Source organism: Kitasatospora sp. NPDC048407, assembly GCF_043200475.1.
Lineage (GTDB): Bacteria > Actinomycetota > Actinomycetes > Streptomycetales > Streptomycetaceae > Kitasatospora.
The window spans coordinates 56,356-70,833 of record NZ_JBICXW010000018.1; the positions used below are offsets into that span (position 1 = coordinate 56,356).

The following is a 14,478-nucleotide window of genomic DNA, read 5'->3' on the forward strand; positions in this document are numbered from 1 at the left end:
GACGGGCGTGGGCGCCGAGTTGGCAGGTGTGGGCCGAGAGGCGGTGGATCAGCGAGTCGCGGGACTCAGGGACGAGGGCGGTGGGGCAGGCGGGCGAGGCGGGAGAGGGTGGCACGGCGGGTCTGGCGTTCGACGAAGCCGCGGCGGGGGGCGGGGCGTTCGGCGAGTGCGGTGAAGTGCTCGCTGGCGTACAGGCGGAAGCGTTCGCGGCGGGTCATCCGGATCTCCTGACTGGGGGTGGGGAGAGCGAATACCAGCTTTGCGGTGGGCGGGGGGCTGATCAATGCGTAGGGGATACCCATCCGGCACGGCGAAGAGTACGTAGTGGCCGAGGTGGGTCGACAGGACAAGGAGTTCAGCGGATGACGTGCGGGAGGAAGCGGGCGCCTTGGTGGGTGATGGGGCTGTCGTCGGTTTCACGGATGCCGAGGCCGGCGGATTCGCCGTCGACGACCCAGGTGCCGAGGACGGGCCGGTTGCCGTCGAAGTCGGGGAGGGGGTGGTACTGCTGGTAGCAGTGGCCTTCGGCGCCGTAGCGGTCGGGGTCGCCGGCCCAGTCGGCGAGGCGGGTCTGGGTGCCGTCCGGTTCGACGATGCGGATGCCCGCGCCTTCGCGGCCGAGCAGCGGCTTGGCGGCGTAGCCGGGGCCGTCGGGGTCGGCGAGTTCGCGCGGGCCGTCGAGGTAGGCGGGCAGCAGGTTCGGGTGGCCGGGGTTGAGTTCCCACAGGACGGCCAGCAGCGCCTTGTTGGACAGCAGCATCTTCCAGGCGGGCTCGATCCACAGGGTGGAGCCGGTGCTGCCGCCGAGGTCGATGACGTCGAGGAGCTGGTCGGCGAACTCGTCCTCGGCGAGCCACTCCCAGGGGTAGAGCTTGAACGCGGAGCGGATGAAGCGGTGTTCGAGATCGACGAAGCGGCCGGTCAGGCCGTCCCAACCGATGTCCTCCATGGCGATGCCGATGGTCTGCAGGCCGGCCTGTTCGGCGCACTCCTGGAGGTAGAGGGTGGTCAGCCAGTCCTCGCCCTCGGTGTCGCCGCGGGAGTGGGCGAAGTGCACGGGCCCGGGCGGCAGCAGGTGCTTCTGGCGCTGCCAGGAGGCGATCAGGCGTTCGTGAAGGGAGTTCCATTGGTCGGCGTCGGGGAAGCGGTCTTCCAGCCAGAACCACTGCGGCCCGGCGGCCTCGATCAGCGAGGTCGGGGTGTCGGCGTTGTACTCGAACAACTTGGCGGGTCCGGTGCCGTCGTAGGCGAGGTCGAACCGGCCGTAGACACTGGGCTGTTCGTCGCGGCGGTGCCAGGATTCGGCGACGATCGCGGCGAGCCGGGGGTCGGTGATGCCGAAGTCGGCGAAGCGGCCGCTGCGCACCACGTGGTCGGCTGCGGCGAGGGAGAGTTCGTGGAGTTCCTCGACGACCTCCTCCAGGGCCTCGACCTCGGGCAGCGAGAACTCGTAGTAGGCGCTCTCGTCCCAGTAGGGGTGCGGGCCGCCCTGGTTGCAGGGGTCGGAGCACATCGCGTAGACGAGGCCCTGGGATTCGACGGTGGCCAGCCAGTCGGGGCGCGGGGTGATGGTGTGACGGCGCATCAGGGGTCAGCCGCCGCCCGAGCCGCTGCTGCTGCCCTTGGGGCAACCGAAGCCACCGCGCTTGGTGGCGGCCTTGTCGAAGGTGCCGCCGTTGGCGGTGTCGGTGCCGTACCCGCAGTAGTACCAGCGGCCCGCGCCGGAGCCTCCGCCCGAGCAGGAGTGGCTGTCCAGCACCTTCAGCGTGGTCGGGTCGACGCAGCGGCTGGGCGGGGTGCTGGAGGAGGAACAGCCGGACAGCGTGAGGGCGAGCGTGCCGACCATCCCCAGCGTGACGAAGCCGGACCGGCGACGGCCGTCCGGTATCGGAAGGCCCGGGGCGGAAGTGGCGGGCGGCGGCGGTGTCATGGCGGACCATCGTACGCGGAAGATGTGATGTCAGGTCCAGTGCCGTCGGAATCTGACGGGCTTCCAGGGAGATGGGTTATGTTTTGCCGATCCTTGACCATGGTGCGGCCCGGCGCGGCTGCCCGACCCCGGGAGAGCCCCGCTGATGAACGATATAGTCCACGGCCTCGGCGCGGCCGCCGTCTACGGTCTGGTCGGCCTGGTGCTGTTGCTGCTCGGCTACCTGCTGATCGATGTGCTCACCCCGGGCAAGCTCGGCCGGCTGATCTGGGCGGAGGGCAACCGCAACGCCGCCCTGCTGCTCAGCTCGGCACTGCTCGGCGTCGGCGGCATCGTCTACACCGCGATCCGCACCACCTACGACGACTTCGGCAAGGGCCTGATCTCCACGCTGGCCTTCGGCGTTCTCGGGCTGCTGCTCATGGCGCTCGCGTTCTGGCTGCTGGACCTGCTCACCCCGGGGCGGCTGGGCGCGATCCTGGTGTCGAATCAGCCGCACCCGGCGGTGTGGGTGTCGGCCAGCTGCAACCTGGCTGCCGCGGCGATCGTCTCCGCCTCGATCGCCTGACGGCCGGCCATCCCCGGGGCCCCGGTGCGTGTTCATCGGCCGGCGCCCGGCAGGAGTTCGGCGAGCAGCGGTGCGACCTGGCCGGTCTCCAGCAGGAAGCCGTCGTGGCCGTACGGCGAGGAGATCACCCGCAGGGCGTCGGCGTGCGGCAGGTGCGCGGCGAGTTCGGCCTGCTGGGAGGGCGGGTAGAGCCGGTCCGAGTCGACGGCGGCGACCAGCGCGGGCGCGGTCACCCGCCGCAGGGCGGCGGCCGTCCCGCCGCGACCGCGGCCGAGGTCGTGGGCGTTCATCGCCTCGTTGAGGACGACATAGCTGCCCGCGTCGAAGCGGTGCGCCAGCTTCGACGCGTGATGGTCGAGGTAGGACTCGACGGCGAACCGTCCACCGCGCCAAGGGTGTTCGCCGGGCTGCCGGGCGCGGCCGAAGCGGGCGGCGAGTTCGGGTTCGCTGCGGTAGGTGATCTGGGCGAGCCGGCGGGCCAGGCCGAGGCCGCGGTGCGGCCCGGCGCCGAGCGGCAAGTGATGGTAGTCGCCGCCGTGCCAGCCCGGGTCGGTGCGGATCGCGTGCATCTGCGCGGAGGCGTGCGCGATCTGTTCGGCGGAAGCGGCGGCCGCGGTGGCCAGCACCAGCAGCGCACCCACCCGTCGAGGGTGTGTCACCGCCCACTCCAGCGCCCGCATCCCGCCCATCGACCCGCCGGCCACCAGCGCCCAGTGCCCCACGCCGAGCGCATCGGCGAGGTGGGCCTCGGCGGTGACCTGGTCGCGCTGGGTGAGGAACGGGAAGCGTCCGCCCCAGGCCCGTCCGTCCGGCGCGGCAGCGGACGGCCCGGTGGAGCCCTGGCAGCCGCCCAGCACGTTCGGCGCCACCACGAACCAGCGGTCGGTGTCCAACGCCCGGCCGGGGCCGACCAGTTCGTCCCACCAGCCGGGCGTGGGGTGCCCGGCCGCAGCGGGCCCGGCGAGGTGGCTGTCGCCGGTCAGCGCGTGCAGCACCAGGACGGCGTTGGAGCCGTCCGGAGCGAGCGTCCCCCAGGTTTCGTATGCCAGCCGCCCGCCCGGCAGGGTGCCGCCCGCCTCCAGGGGGAGCGGCCCGGGCAGCGTGAACCAGCGCCGCCGGCCGGCCGGGTCGCCGTCCCGCCAGGCCCCGGTGGCGGGCGGGACGGCGAGGCCCAAGGTGCCGTTCAGGACGCGCCCTTCGCCGAGCGGAAACCAGCCTCCAGGTCCGCCTTCAGATCGGTGACGCTCTCCAGCCCGACCGACAGCCGCACCAGGCCGGGCGAGGTGCCGGTGGCCGCCAACTGCTCGGCGTCCAGCTGGCTGTGCGTGGTGGATGCCGGGTGGATCACCAGGCTGCGCACGTCCCCGATGTTGGCGAGGTGGCTGAACAGTTCGAGCCCGTCCACGAACCGCCGCCCGGCCTCGACGCCGTCGCGCAGTTCGAACGAGAGCACCGCGCCCGCGCCGCGCGGCAGGTAGTGCTGCGCGGCGGCGTGCCAACGGCTGGACGGCAGGCCCGGGTAGTGGACGGCCGCGACCTCGTCGCGGGCCTGGAGCCAGCGGGCCAGTTCCAGCGCGTTGGCGGTGTGCCGCTCCAGCCGCAGCGACAGCGTCTCGATGCCCTGCAGCAACAGGAACGCCGAGTGCGGGGAGAGCGCCGGACCGAGGTCGCGCAGCAGTTGCACCCGCAGCTTGGCGGCGAACGCGCCCGGTCCGAGGGCGTCCCAGAACCGCAGGCCGTGGTAGCTCGGGTCGGGCTCGGTGAAGCCGGGGAACCGTGCGGGGTGGGCGCCGAAGTCGAAGGTGCCGCCGTCCACCACCACGCCCCCGATGGTGGTCCCGTGCCCACCGAGGAACTTGGTCGCCGAGTGCACGACCACGTCCGCGCCGTGCTCGATCGGCCGGAGCAGGAACGGCGTGGGCACGGTGTTGTCGACGATCAGTGGCACCCCGGCGGTGTGCGCGACCTCGGCGACGCCGCGTACGTCCAGCACGTTGCCGCGCGGATTGCCCAGCGACTCCGCGAACAGTGCCTTGGTGTTCGGTCGGATCGCCGCCCGCCAGGCGTCCAGGTCGTCCGGGTCGTCGACGAAGCTCACCTCGATGCCGAACCGGGGCAGGGTGTGCCGCAGCAGGTTGTAGGTGCCGCCGTACAGCGACGCCGAGGAGACCAGGTGGTCGCCGGCCCCGGCCACCGTCAGCAGTGCCAGCGTCTCCGCGGCCTGCCCGGAGGCCAGCGCGACCGCCGCCACCCCGCCCTCGAGGGAGGCCAGGCGCTGCTCCAGCACGTCGGTGGTCGGGTTGTGGATCCGGGTGTAGATGTTGCCCGGCTCGGCAAGGGCGAACAGGTCGGCGGCGTGCGCGGTGTCCCGGAACGCGAACGAGGTGGTCTGGTAGATCGGGACCGCCCGGGCCCCGGTCGCGGGGTCGGGCTGCGAGCCCGCATGGATCTGCCTGGTCTCGAACGACCAGCCGGGGGTGGCGACGGGGCTCTGCTCGGACATGCTGCTCCTGTACGCGTGCGGGGATAACGACGGCTTCGCGGGCAGGGCGAAGCCGTCGCGGGACGGGGAGGTGAGAGATGCGCGGGGCGGGGGAGGAGGGCCGCCCGGGCGGTCACGGCGTCAGGTAAGCACAGCGCGGGATCGACCCGCCAGCGGATCGCAGGAGCGGACACGCGGGGACATGTGGCGAAACGCCACGGAGACCTGACGGATCATCATCTAATCGTCGGACGAGCCGATTTCAGGTGGACGCGTCGGCCGGGACGCCCAGCAGATCGAGGAATGCCGCGGTGGCCGGCGTGCGGCCCGTGCGGCTCCACACCACCGTCTCGATCCGGGTCGGTGCGTCCGTGACCTCGACGGTGGCGACGCCCGTCAACCGGTCCACGTACGCTGCGGGCAGCATCGCCACCGCCAGGCCAGGGCCGACCAGCCGGGGAATGTAGGCGGCGTCGGTGACCTCGAACGCCACATCACGGACCAGGCCGGCCGCGCTGAACGCCAGATCGGTCTGGGCACGGCCGGCCGTGCCCGCCGGCAGGTCGACGAACGGCTCGGCGGCCAGCGTGCGCAAGCTCACTCGGCTGCGGGCGGCCAGCGGATGGCCCGGCGCGACGACCGCGACCAGGCGGCCGCGGGCCAGCTCACGGGCCGTCACCCCCTGCGGGCGCAGCGTCGGTGGCAGACCGAGGAAGGCCACGTCCAGTACGCCCTGGCGGACCAGCTCGATCAGGTCGTCGCTGGCGCCGACCCGCAGGCTGATCCGCACCTGCGGATGGCGGCCGCGGAACGCGTGCAGCCCGGACGGGATGTCCACGGCGGTGACGGTGGGGATCAGGCCCACCGCGAGCCGCCCGCGTACCTCGCCGACCGCCGCCGCGACCTCGGCCGCCGCCCGCTCCGCCGCCTCCAGGCACTGGCGGGCGGCCGGCAGGAAGGCCTCGCCGGCCGCGGTCAGCCGCACCCGACGGCTGGTGCGCTCGAACAGCCGGGCGCCCAGCTCGTGTTCGAGTCGGGAGATCTGATGGCTGAGCGCCGACTGCACCACCAGGCAGCGCTCCGCGGCACGGGTGAAGTTGAGTGTCTCGGCCACCGCGACGACGTAGCGCACCTGCTGGAGCTCCATGCGCCCCATCCTGCATCCATCGCGAAACGAGATCAATGCACTGACAAACATGTGTTGGACTCATCGATCCGGTGAAAGTCAGACTCTCCGCATGACAGCGACCAGCACCGCCACCCCGTCCGCCGAACCGCTCACCACCCGTGCACCGTCCGGCAGTTCGGGCGGTGGCCGCGGCGTCCTGCCGCGCACCGCGCTGACCGCGATCGCCCCCGCCGTCTGGGGTACCACCTACGTGGTCACCACCGAGCTGCTGCCGCCCGGCCACCCGATGTTCGCCGCCCTGCTGCGCGCCCTGCCCGCCGGCCTGATCGCCCTGGCCGTCACCCGGACTCTGCCGCGCGGAAGTTGGTGGGGCAAGGCCGCCGTCCTCGGGGTACTGAACATCGGACTGTTCCTGCCGCTGCTGTTCACCGCCGCCGAACGCCTGCCCGGCGGAGTGGCCGGAACCCTCGCCGCCGCCCAGCCGGTGATCGTCGCCGTACTGGCCGTGGTGGTCCTGCGCCAACGGCTCTCCGGCCGACGACTGCTGTGGGGCCTGGTCGGCGTACTCGGCGTCGGACTGGTGGTGATCGGCCCGAGCGCCGCCCTGGACGCCGTCGGCGTGGCTGCCGGGCTCGGCGGCGCCGCCACCATGGCGCTCGGCGTCACCCTCACCAAGCGCTGGGGCCGCCCCGAAGGCGTCTCCCCGCTCGCGCTCACCGGATGGCAACTCACCTCCGGTGGCCTGTTCCTACTGCCGCCGACCTTCCTGTTCGAGGGCGCCCCGCCGGCCATCGACGGGCGAGCCGCGCTCGGCTACCTGTGGCTCGGCCTGATCGGCGGACTGCTCACCTACGCCCTCTGGTTCCAGGGCATCACCAGCCTTCCGGTCACCGGCGTCGCGGTGCTCGGGCTGCTCTCTCCGCTGGTGGCTGCCGTCCTCGGGGCGGTGGTGCTCGACCAGACCCTCGGCCCGGTCCAGCTGGTGGGTTTCGCCCTCGCGCTGGCCTCGATCGTCGCCGGACAGTTGCCCGACCGCCGCCCCGCCCCCGCTCGGAGCTGATCGGCGATCGGGTGCCGGGGCCTCGGCCCCCGCGCGTCAGACCCGGCGGATGACGTTGATCGAAATCGCGTCGACCTTCATGACCTTGACCACGTCACCGGCCTTCGGCGCGTGCACCACCATGCCGTTGCCGATGTACATGGCGACGTGGCTCCGGTCGGACTTGTAGATCACCAGGTCGCCGGGCTGGGCATTGTGCCAGTCGGTGCCCACGCTGACGCCGGCGCCGGCCTGAGCCTGCGAGGTGCGCGGCAGCGAGACACCGGCCTTCGCGTAAGCCCACACCATCAGGCCGGAGCAGTCGAAGGTGTTCGGACCGGTCGCGCCCGAGACGTAGTCCAAACCCTGCCTGCTGAGCGCGGCGTCCACCGCGACCTTCGCCGCGCCGCTGGCTGCCGGCAGACTGGCCGGATCGACCCGGGAGGCACTCCGCGAGGCGGACCCGTCGTCGCCCCGTACGATCGAGGCCCGGTCGGCCGCCGATACCGTGGACAGCAGGCGCTGCGCCTCCGCCAGCTTGGACTGCGCCGTGCTCCGGGCGCCGTTGAGTTCCTGGGTCCGGCTGTCCAGTTCGGCCAGTACCGTCGCCGCCTCCCGCTTCTGCTGCTCCAAGCGGCGCTGCTGCTCCTGCAACGCCTTCAGAGTGGCGGTCTGGGTGCTGGCGGCCTGGTCGAAGGACGACGCCTGGTCCAGGTACTTGTCCGGGTCGGACGAGAGCATCAGCTGCATCGACGGGTCGACGCCGGCGTGCCGGTACTGGTCGCCGGCCACCGCCGCCAGCCCCGAGGCCAGCTCGTTCAACTGCTCCTGGCCGCGGGCCACCTGGTCCTGCAACTGGTCGGCCTGCTTGCGCAGCTGGTCCGCCCGTTCCTTGGCGCCGTTGTACTTCTCGGTCGACTGCTCCTGCTCCTCCAGCAGTTTGTCGACCTGGGCCTTCACCTCGTTCTTGTTCGGCTGGGCCGGCGCGGCGTGCGCGTTCACCTGGGCCGACAGCACGACCGCGGTCGCGGCGGCACCGGTCAGGACGTAGGCGCGGGCGCGGCTCGGTTGTTTCGGGCGTCGATGGGAAGCCATGTGGGCTCCTTCTTTCTGCTCCGGTCGGATGCGTCTGAGTGCGTGATCATCCGACAATCGGTTTGGTGCCAGACCGTAATCAAGGCAGGGCCTCTACGTCCACTTCCGCAGGTCCGTGAACCGGCTCGCACGGCTGCCGCATGACTACCCATCAGTGGAAAATGCCTTGCCAGGAGGGCTCGCTAGCTTGCCCGCATGACCGACACCCTCCACCAACTGCGCCACCCGCGGCCCGACGCCGACCTGGCCGCCGTCGCCGCACTGCTGACCGCCGGACGGCTGGTGAAGCCGTACGCCAACGACGAAGACACCGCCCCCGTGCTCTGGACGAGCGACGGGCCGGCACCCCTCGGGCTCTGGGAGAAACTGCACCACGAGCACCCGGCCAGCGGACTGTGGCCGCTGCTGCTCGCCCCGCTCTCCACCACCGACGTCGAATTCCGCCCCTGGAGCTCCGGCGAACTCCAACCGCGCTATGCCACCGAACCCGACTGGTACGACCTCGCCGCGCTGCTGCGCACCAACTGGGAGTACTACGCAACCCCCGACGCCGACGCTCCCCCCGACCCGGACGAGAGCGCCGAACTCGCCGCTGGTCCAGGTCGGCTTCGCCGAACTCGAGTTGAGCGTCGGCGTGCCACCCCAGGACCACGAACCGGAGCTTCGGATCGCCGCCGAACACCTTGCGTTCTGCCCCGACGATATCTTCCAAGGAGCCGGCACGACCGCCGACTACGCCCCCGGCCTGGTCAATGCCGACCGGTGGTCCTTCTGGCGGGACTGAGCTGCCTTCGCTTCTTCTGCAATGTGCCATTCACCAAAGGAGATTGAGTGAACGTCAACTTCGCTCAGGGCTGATCCACCCGTGCGGGCGGAGAATTGCCCTTCGGCTCACCCCGCCGGGTGGTTTGGGGCCTGTGCCAGCGGGTCTGGCTGGGAGCCGCCCCTAGGCTTCGGAACATCCGGAACGGGCCGAAGCCGAACGGCCATTGAGCAGCCGTCGGGCCAGCCGGAGCGAAAGGGGGTACGGACCTATGACGCACACCGCACGAGCGGAATCGGACTCCATGCTGCGCCGCACCCTCGGCGAGCGGCGCATCGCCCTTGTCGCCTGGCGGCTGCTCGTCCTGCAGAACGCCCACCCCGCCGTCGGCGCCGGAGTCGACCAACTGTCGACCTACCGCAGCCACCCCTGGCGGCGGATCGAACACACCATGGACAGCGGCAGGCGCCTGTTCTTCTCCGACCAGGAGGCGCTGCGCCGCGAGATCGAGCGCCTCGAACGCAGCCACCGCCGGATCGCCGGAGTCGACGCCCAGGGCCGCCCCTACACGGCCCTCGACCCCGCCGTCCGGGTCTGGGTGCTGGTCACCCTGTACGAGGCCATGACGGCAATGCGGGCACTCTCCGGCCGCCCGCTGCGCCCCGCCGAACTGGACAAGCTCTACCGGGAGTTCCGCGAGGTCTGCACCGCCTTCCGGCTCCCCGACGAGCTGTTCCCGCCCACCGCCGCCGACGTGCCCGGCTACCTCCGGGACACCATCAGGGAGACGCTCGAACTCACCGAAGCCGCCAAGGACATGCTGTACACCGTCCTCACCCGCGCACCGGCCCCACGCCGCCTCGGCCGGCTCCGACCCGCCTGGCCGCTGCTGCGCCGATTCGTCGCCCGCTTCCTCACCACGCTCACCCTGGCCGACCTTCCGGCGGAGTTTCGCGCCAAGTGCGGCCTGCCACGCAGCCGCAGCGCCGCCCTACTCTCCTGGACGGTCCACCGCGGCGCGCGCCTGATCGCCGAGCGGCTGCCCGACCGGCTCCGCTACCGCACCCATACCGGAGGCGAGCAGCCCCGGGCGGCCACCACCGCACCGCCCCGGCCGCCACGCACACCACGTACGCCACGGCGGGACGACCGACCGGCCCGGATCGCCGCCTTCTATCACCAGGTGATGGACCAGACCGGCGACGGACGCCTCACCGCCGCCGACTTCCGGGCCATGGCGCACAACATCTGCTGGCCGCTGGAGCGCGACGAGGAGACCGAGTCCGCCGTCTACACCGCCTTCGACACCTGGTGGCAGCACCTGCTGGCCACCATGGACGCCAACGGCGACGGGGAGATCTCCTGCGAGGAGTTCGTCACCGCGATGCTGGCCGGGACCGACCGTGACCCCGGCTACCTGGAGCAGGGCCTGCACGTCGCCGTCCGCGCCATGTTCCACGCCGCCGACGTCGATCACAGCGGCCAGCTGTGTGCCGACGAGTACCGCACCCTGTTCGGCGGCTCCCGCGTCCACCCGGCCGAACTCTCCCACGGCTTCCGCCAACTGGACACCGACGGGGACGGCCAGATCACCGAGGAGGAATTCGTCGGGGGCTTCACCGAGTTCTTCACCGCCCGCTCCAGCAGCACGGCCGGCACTCAACTCCTGGGCCGACCATGACGGATGCCCGGTGCCCGGCGCGCCCGGCGCCGGGGAACGCGGCAGGGCCGCCCCTCGGGAGGGGCGGCTGCCGAGGGCGCGCGGGTACGCCGGTCGGGATCGCGGAGTTCGGGCGCGGTGTCAGAGCGCGGTGGTGGGACGGGTGCGCAGCAGGGCGCGTCCGGGGAGAGCAGTGGCGGCCAGGCAGAGCAGAGCGGTCGCTGCGCCGAGCGGAAGGGCGGTGGTGAGGGGAACATGTGGAGCTGCGGAAGTCAGCGCGCGGGTGATCGGGGTGAGCGTCGCCCAAGCGATCGCGGCACCGGTCGCCAGGCCGATCGCGGTGATCAGCAACGCCTCCCAGCGCAGCATCGCGCGGACCTGACGGCGGGTGGTGCCGGCCAGTCGCAACAGGGCGATCTCGCGGCGGCGGTCCAGCACCGTCATCACCAGGGTGTTCGCGGCTGTCAGCGCCGCGAACCCGGCCAGCACGCCCGCCATCACGTTGTTCACCCAGCCGTTCAGCTCGCGGTCCTGGTCGGTCTGCGCCGCGTAACCCTGGCGATCCGTCACTGTCAGGCCGGCTGGTGCGAGTTCGGAGAGTGTCTTCGCGGTGGCCGCTCCGTCCGTGCCCGGGGAACTGGCGACCAACAGCCGGGTCGCGTACGGCGAATCGGTGTGCGCGGCGACCGCGGCCTTCGGCAGCAGGGCCTGCCCGAAACCGAGTCCGCGGCGGTAGATCGCGACCACCGTGGGCTCAACCCGGGTGCCGTCGCCGAGCCAGAACGCCGTCCGCTGACCGACCTTCGCATGCAGGCTCTCGGCCAGAAGGCTGTCCAGCGCGACGGTGTCGGCGGAGCGGGACAGGTCGGCCGGCGAACCGGACGTCACACCCAGGTCCAGGAGCTTCGCCAGTGCGGCCGGATCGCCGTCCACCGCCTCGGCGGTGGCCGTGCCGAGCGCGCCGGAGCTCTGGTACGTCAGACCGGTGGGCAGCAGGCCGACCGCGGCGTCCACGCCCGGCATCTTGGCCGCGCGTTCCACCGCGTTCGCCGGCAGTCCCGGAGCGGCTTCGGCGGTGACCACCAGATCCGCCTTCAGACCCTCGCGGACCTGCTCGGAGGCGGCGTGCTGAAGGCTGGACTGCAGGAACACCAGCGTCCCGCAGAAGGCGATGACCATCACGATCGGGACGGTCGCCGAGGCCAGCCGGCGCGAGCCGGCGCGGGCGTTGTCGGCAGCCAGCGAGGCCGAGGCCCCGGCGGCGCGCAGCAGCACACCGACCAGACCGACCGCGCCGCGCACCAGCCACGGGCCGAGCAGCCCCACCGCGACCATGAAGCACAGCACCACACCGAGGGCCAGGTTCGCCGCGGTCGCACCCGCCAGGTTGGCGGCGACCACCGCCAGCACGATCGCGCCTGCGCCGAACAGCGCACCGAACACCGCGCGTACCACGCCCGGCGTGCCCGGCCCGGTGCCGGCTTCGCCGAGTGCCTGGGTCGGCCGCATCCGGGCACTGCGCCGGGCCGCGAGCAGACCGGCCGCCAGAGCTGTCCCGGTGCAGACCGCCACCGAGACGAGCAGCGGCAGCGGGCCGGTGTCGAGCGACACCCCGGAGGGCACCGCACCGCGGGCGACCAGTTCGCCGAACCACCAGCGGGCCAGCGCCAGCCCGGGCAGGATGCCGATCGCGGCGGCAACCGGGGCGATCAGCACCGCCTCGGTGGCGATCGAACGCTGGATCTGACGGGGCGTGGCCCCGACGGTCCGCAGCAGCGCGAATTCGCGGGCCCGCTGGCCGGTGGCCAACGCGATGGTGCTCGCCAGCACGAAGACGGCGACCGTGGCGGCCGTCCCACCGAAGGAACCGCCGATGCCGGCCAGCACCTCCTTCGCCTTCAGCAGCACCGGCTGCTCCACCTCGCCGCGCTGCTGGCCGGTCGCCACCTGCGCCTTGCCGTCCAGCGCCTGGCGCAGCGCGTCGGCCAGTGCGGCCGGGGTAGTGCCCGGCGCGGGGCGGACGGCGAGGGCGTCGATCCGGCCGGGGTGGCCGGAGATCCGGTCGGCGGTGCCGTCCGCGAACCAGGCGGTGGCCCGGCCGGGCTGGGCTTCGGCGAGGCCGGAGATCCGGTAGGACGCGGTGCCGACGGGCGTGTCGACGGTCAGGTCCGTGCCGGGGGAGAGGTGGGCGGCGCGGGCGCTCGCGGCGTCCAGGACCAGTTCGCCGTCGGCCGGGGCGCGGCCCTCGGTGAGCCGCTCGCCGGGGGCGATGCCCAGTGCGGCCCAGCCTCGGCCGGTGAGCGCCGGCAGGCCGGATCGGCCGGCCGACACCGGGAACGCGGAGTCGGGCCGGGCCTGCTCGACGCCGGGCACGGCGGCCACGACTGCGGTCAAAGAGGCGTCCAGCCGGGCCCGTTCGGGGAGTGTCTGGGCGATCGTGTCGGGCCTCTTGCCGTGCACGACCGTCATCTTCACCTGCTGGTCGGCGGAGACCACGATCGGTGCGTCCGCGTACCGGTGGGGCGTGATGCTCGCGGTCAGCCCGGTCTGCAGCAGCACGCCACAGGCGGTCACGATCGCCGAGGCGAACAGCAGCGCAAGGAAGGTGCCCACGAACGACGCGGGCCGGAAGCGTATGGCGGCGCGGGCCAGTCCGTTGGTCATGCGGTCAACTCCGGGGCGTGGCAGGGGAAGAGGGTGACGGAATGCCTGGAGGCGACGCCGGCGCGGGCCGGTCCGTCGGCTGCGCGGCCGACTCCGGGGCGTGAGCAGGGACGGTGCGGGTTCATGCGCGAGTACCGGCAGGCTGGGCGGAGAGGGTGAGCATGTGCTCGGAGACCGTGCGCGGATCGGGCCGGTGGAGTTCGCCCGCGAGGAGACCGCCGGCCAGGAAGACCGCGCGGTCGGCGAAGGACGCGGCGACCGGGTCGTGCGTGACCAGCACCACTGTGGCGCCGAGGCCGTCCACCGCGTTGCGCAGCAGGCCGAGGACCTCGTGCGCGCTGCGCGTGTCGAGCGCCCCGGTGGGCTCGTCGGCGAAGATCACGTCGGGCCGGGTGATCAGGGCCCGGGCCAGGGCGACGCGCTGCTGCTGGCCGCCCGAGAGCTGAGCGGGGCGGCGGGCGGCATGTTCGCCCAGGCCGACCCGGGCGAGCAGTTCGTGGGCCCGGGCCTTGTCCGGTCGGCGGCCGGCCAGGCGCTGCGGGAGCAGCACGTTCTGCAGGACCGTCAGCGACGGAAGGAGGTTGAACGCCTGGAAGACGAAGCCGATCCTGTTGCGCCGGAGCTTGGTCAGCGCGTCCTCCCCGAGCGAGCTGATCGGGCTCCCGGCCAGCAGCACCTGCCCCGCATCGGGCCGGTCGAGGCCGGCGGCGCACTGCAGGAAGGTGCTCTTGCCGGAGCCGGACGGGCCCATCACGGCCGTGAAGCTGCCTGCGGGGAGGGCCAGGTCGATCCCGCCGAGGGCATGCACCGCCCCGGCGCCGCGACCGTAGACCCGGCGCACGCCGCGCAGTTCGACCGCCGGCGCCCCGTCGACGGGCCGTCCGCCCGTGGCCTGCCCGCTCGCCGGCTGCCCGCCGGTGGGCCGTCCGTCCATGGGCCGTCCGTCCATGGGCCGTCCGTTTACGGGCAGGCCGGGCGTGGGCAGGCCGGGCGTGGACGTGGGCGCGGCATGGCTGGGCCAGGGCGACCCCGGTGCGGCGGCAGCGTCCGGCGTGGCGGAATGGGCGGGCCGGCCGGGCTGGGAACGGCGCAGGCGGGGCGACATGGTGAAGCCTTCCTCGGAGATGAGGCCCCAGTGGTTCTCTCTG

At 72.7% G+C, this 14,478-nt stretch carries 13 protein-coding genes; 4 read left to right on the forward strand and 9 right to left on the reverse strand.

The features are described 5' to 3' along the window. Window positions 1-65 precede the first annotated feature (65 nt). The 3 genes from ACGFWJ_RS27615 to ACGFWJ_RS27625 all read right to left on the reverse strand — a co-directional run bounded on the left by ACGFWJ_RS27615 (window position 66) and on the right by ACGFWJ_RS27625 (window position 1,930). Window positions 66-218 carry a hypothetical protein gene (locus tag ACGFWJ_RS27615; protein ID WP_387641398.1) on the reverse strand — a complete coding sequence of 51 codons (153 nt, stop codon included), beginning with the start codon at window positions 216-218 and terminating at the stop codon, window positions 66-68. Window positions 219-355: 137 nt separating this feature from the next. After that, window positions 356-1,585, reverse strand: a complete 1,230-nt coding sequence (locus ACGFWJ_RS27620) for a glutathionylspermidine synthase family protein (protein ID WP_387641400.1) — start codon at window positions 1,583-1,585, stop codon at window positions 356-358. A 6-nt stretch (window positions 1,586-1,591) separates the two neighbouring features. Continuing rightward, a complete protein-coding gene (locus ACGFWJ_RS27625) occupies window positions 1,592-1,930 on the reverse strand; it encodes a hypothetical protein (protein ID WP_392954453.1) in 339 nt (112 codons plus the stop codon). Between the two features lie 145 nt (window positions 1,931-2,075). Between ACGFWJ_RS27625 and ACGFWJ_RS27630 the strand changes: the two genes are divergently transcribed. Next, entirely contained in the window at window positions 2,076-2,498 is a 423-nt protein-coding gene (locus tag ACGFWJ_RS27630; RefSeq protein ID WP_392954455.1) for a DUF350 domain-containing protein, read from the forward strand. A 32-nt stretch (window positions 2,499-2,530) separates the two neighbouring features. Here ACGFWJ_RS27630 and ACGFWJ_RS27635 read toward each other — a convergent pair whose 3' ends face one another. The 3 genes from ACGFWJ_RS27635 to ACGFWJ_RS27645 form a co-directional block, all read right to left on the reverse strand. Next, window positions 2,531-3,673 carry a homoserine O-acetyltransferase gene (locus ACGFWJ_RS27635; protein WP_392954457.1) on the reverse strand — a complete coding sequence of 381 codons (1,143 nt, stop codon included), beginning with the start codon at window positions 3,671-3,673 and terminating at the stop codon, window positions 2,531-2,533. Window positions 3,674-3,681: 8 nt separating this feature from the next. Then, on the reverse strand, window positions 3,682-5,001 hold the full coding sequence (locus tag ACGFWJ_RS27640; protein ID WP_392954459.1) for a bifunctional o-acetylhomoserine/o-acetylserine sulfhydrylase: 1,320 nt from the start codon (window positions 4,999-5,001) through the stop codon (window positions 3,682-3,684). A gap of 241 nt (window positions 5,002-5,242) precedes the next feature. Continuing rightward, the gene (locus tag ACGFWJ_RS27645) at window positions 5,243-6,127 is read right to left on the reverse strand and encodes a LysR family transcriptional regulator (RefSeq protein WP_392954461.1); all 885 of its coding nucleotides are present in this window, start codon (window positions 6,125-6,127) and stop codon (window positions 5,243-5,245) included. Between the two features lie 91 nt (window positions 6,128-6,218). On the opposite strand from ACGFWJ_RS27645, the gene ACGFWJ_RS27650 reads away from it, so the two are divergent. Continuing rightward, entirely contained in the window at window positions 6,219-7,169 is a 951-nt protein-coding gene (locus ACGFWJ_RS27650; protein WP_392954463.1) for an EamA family transporter, read from the forward strand. 36 nt (window positions 7,170-7,205) lie between these two features. Here ACGFWJ_RS27650 and ACGFWJ_RS27655 read toward each other — a convergent pair whose 3' ends face one another. Then, complete coding sequence (locus tag ACGFWJ_RS27655; RefSeq protein WP_392954465.1) at window positions 7,206-8,243, reverse strand: NlpC/P60 family protein; 1,038 nt, start codon at window positions 8,241-8,243, stop codon at window positions 7,206-7,208. 475 nt (window positions 8,244-8,718) lie between these two features. On the opposite strand from ACGFWJ_RS27655, the gene ACGFWJ_RS27660 reads away from it, so the two are divergent. Next, window positions 8,719-9,027, forward strand: coding sequence for a DUF4253 domain-containing protein (locus ACGFWJ_RS27660; RefSeq protein ID WP_392954467.1), 309 nt, complete (start codon window positions 8,719-8,721; stop codon window positions 9,025-9,027). Between the two features lie 250 nt (window positions 9,028-9,277). Continuing rightward, a complete protein-coding gene (locus ACGFWJ_RS27665; RefSeq protein WP_392954469.1) occupies window positions 9,278-10,687 on the forward strand; it encodes an oxygenase MpaB family protein in 1,410 nt (469 codons plus the stop codon). Window positions 10,688-10,807: 120 nt separating this feature from the next. On the opposite strand, the gene ACGFWJ_RS27670 is transcribed toward ACGFWJ_RS27665, so the two are convergent. Beyond that, window positions 10,808-13,330 (reverse strand): FtsX-like permease family protein, encoded by a 2,523-nt coding sequence (locus ACGFWJ_RS27670; RefSeq protein WP_392954471.1) that lies wholly within the window; start codon window positions 13,328-13,330, stop codon window positions 10,808-10,810. A 121-nt stretch (window positions 13,331-13,451) separates the two neighbouring features. Then, window positions 13,452-14,279, reverse strand: coding sequence for an ABC transporter ATP-binding protein (locus ACGFWJ_RS27675; protein WP_392954473.1), 828 nt, complete (start codon window positions 14,277-14,279; stop codon window positions 13,452-13,454). Window positions 14,280-14,478: the final 199 nt, after the last annotated feature.

What these genes read in the sequence shown, in the direction of transcription:
- ACGFWJ_RS27615 (WP_387641398.1), bottom strand. Translation starts at nt 218, where the DNA reads ATGACCCGCCGCGAACGCTTCCGCCTGTACGCCAGCGAGCACTTCACC.
- ACGFWJ_RS27620 (WP_387641400.1), bottom strand. Translation starts at nt 1,585, where the DNA reads ATGCGCCGTCACACCATCACCCCGCGCCCCGACTGGCTGGCCACCGTC.
- ACGFWJ_RS27625 (WP_392954453.1), bottom strand. Translation starts at nt 1,930, where the DNA reads ATGACACCGCCGCCGCCCGCCACTTCCGCCCCGGGCCTTCCGATACCG.
- ACGFWJ_RS27630 (WP_392954455.1), top strand. Translation starts at nt 2,076, where the DNA reads ATGAACGATATAGTCCACGGCCTCGGCGCGGCCGCCGTCTACGGTCTG.
- ACGFWJ_RS27640 (WP_392954459.1), bottom strand. Translation starts at nt 5,001, where the DNA reads ATGTCCGAGCAGAGCCCCGTCGCCACCCCCGGCTGGTCGTTCGAGACC.
- ACGFWJ_RS27645 (WP_392954461.1), bottom strand. Translation starts at nt 6,127, where the DNA reads ATGGAGCTCCAGCAGGTGCGCTACGTCGTCGCGGTGGCCGAGACACTC.
- ACGFWJ_RS27650 (WP_392954463.1), top strand. Translation starts at nt 6,219, where the DNA reads ATGACAGCGACCAGCACCGCCACCCCGTCCGCCGAACCGCTCACCACC.
- ACGFWJ_RS27655 (WP_392954465.1), bottom strand. Translation starts at nt 8,243, where the DNA reads ATGGCTTCCCATCGACGCCCGAAACAACCGAGCCGCGCCCGCGCCTAC.
- ACGFWJ_RS27660 (WP_392954467.1), top strand. Translation starts at nt 8,719, where the DNA reads ATGCCACCGAACCCGACTGGTACGACCTCGCCGCGCTGCTGCGCACCA.
- ACGFWJ_RS27665 (WP_392954469.1), top strand. Translation starts at nt 9,278, where the DNA reads ATGACGCACACCGCACGAGCGGAATCGGACTCCATGCTGCGCCGCACC.
- ACGFWJ_RS27670 (WP_392954471.1), bottom strand. Translation starts at nt 13,330, where the DNA reads ATGACCAACGGACTGGCCCGCGCCGCCATACGCTTCCGGCCCGCGTCG.
- ACGFWJ_RS27675 (WP_392954473.1), bottom strand. Translation starts at nt 14,279, where the DNA reads ATGGACGGACGGCCCATGGACGGACGGCCCACCGGCGGGCAGCCGGCG.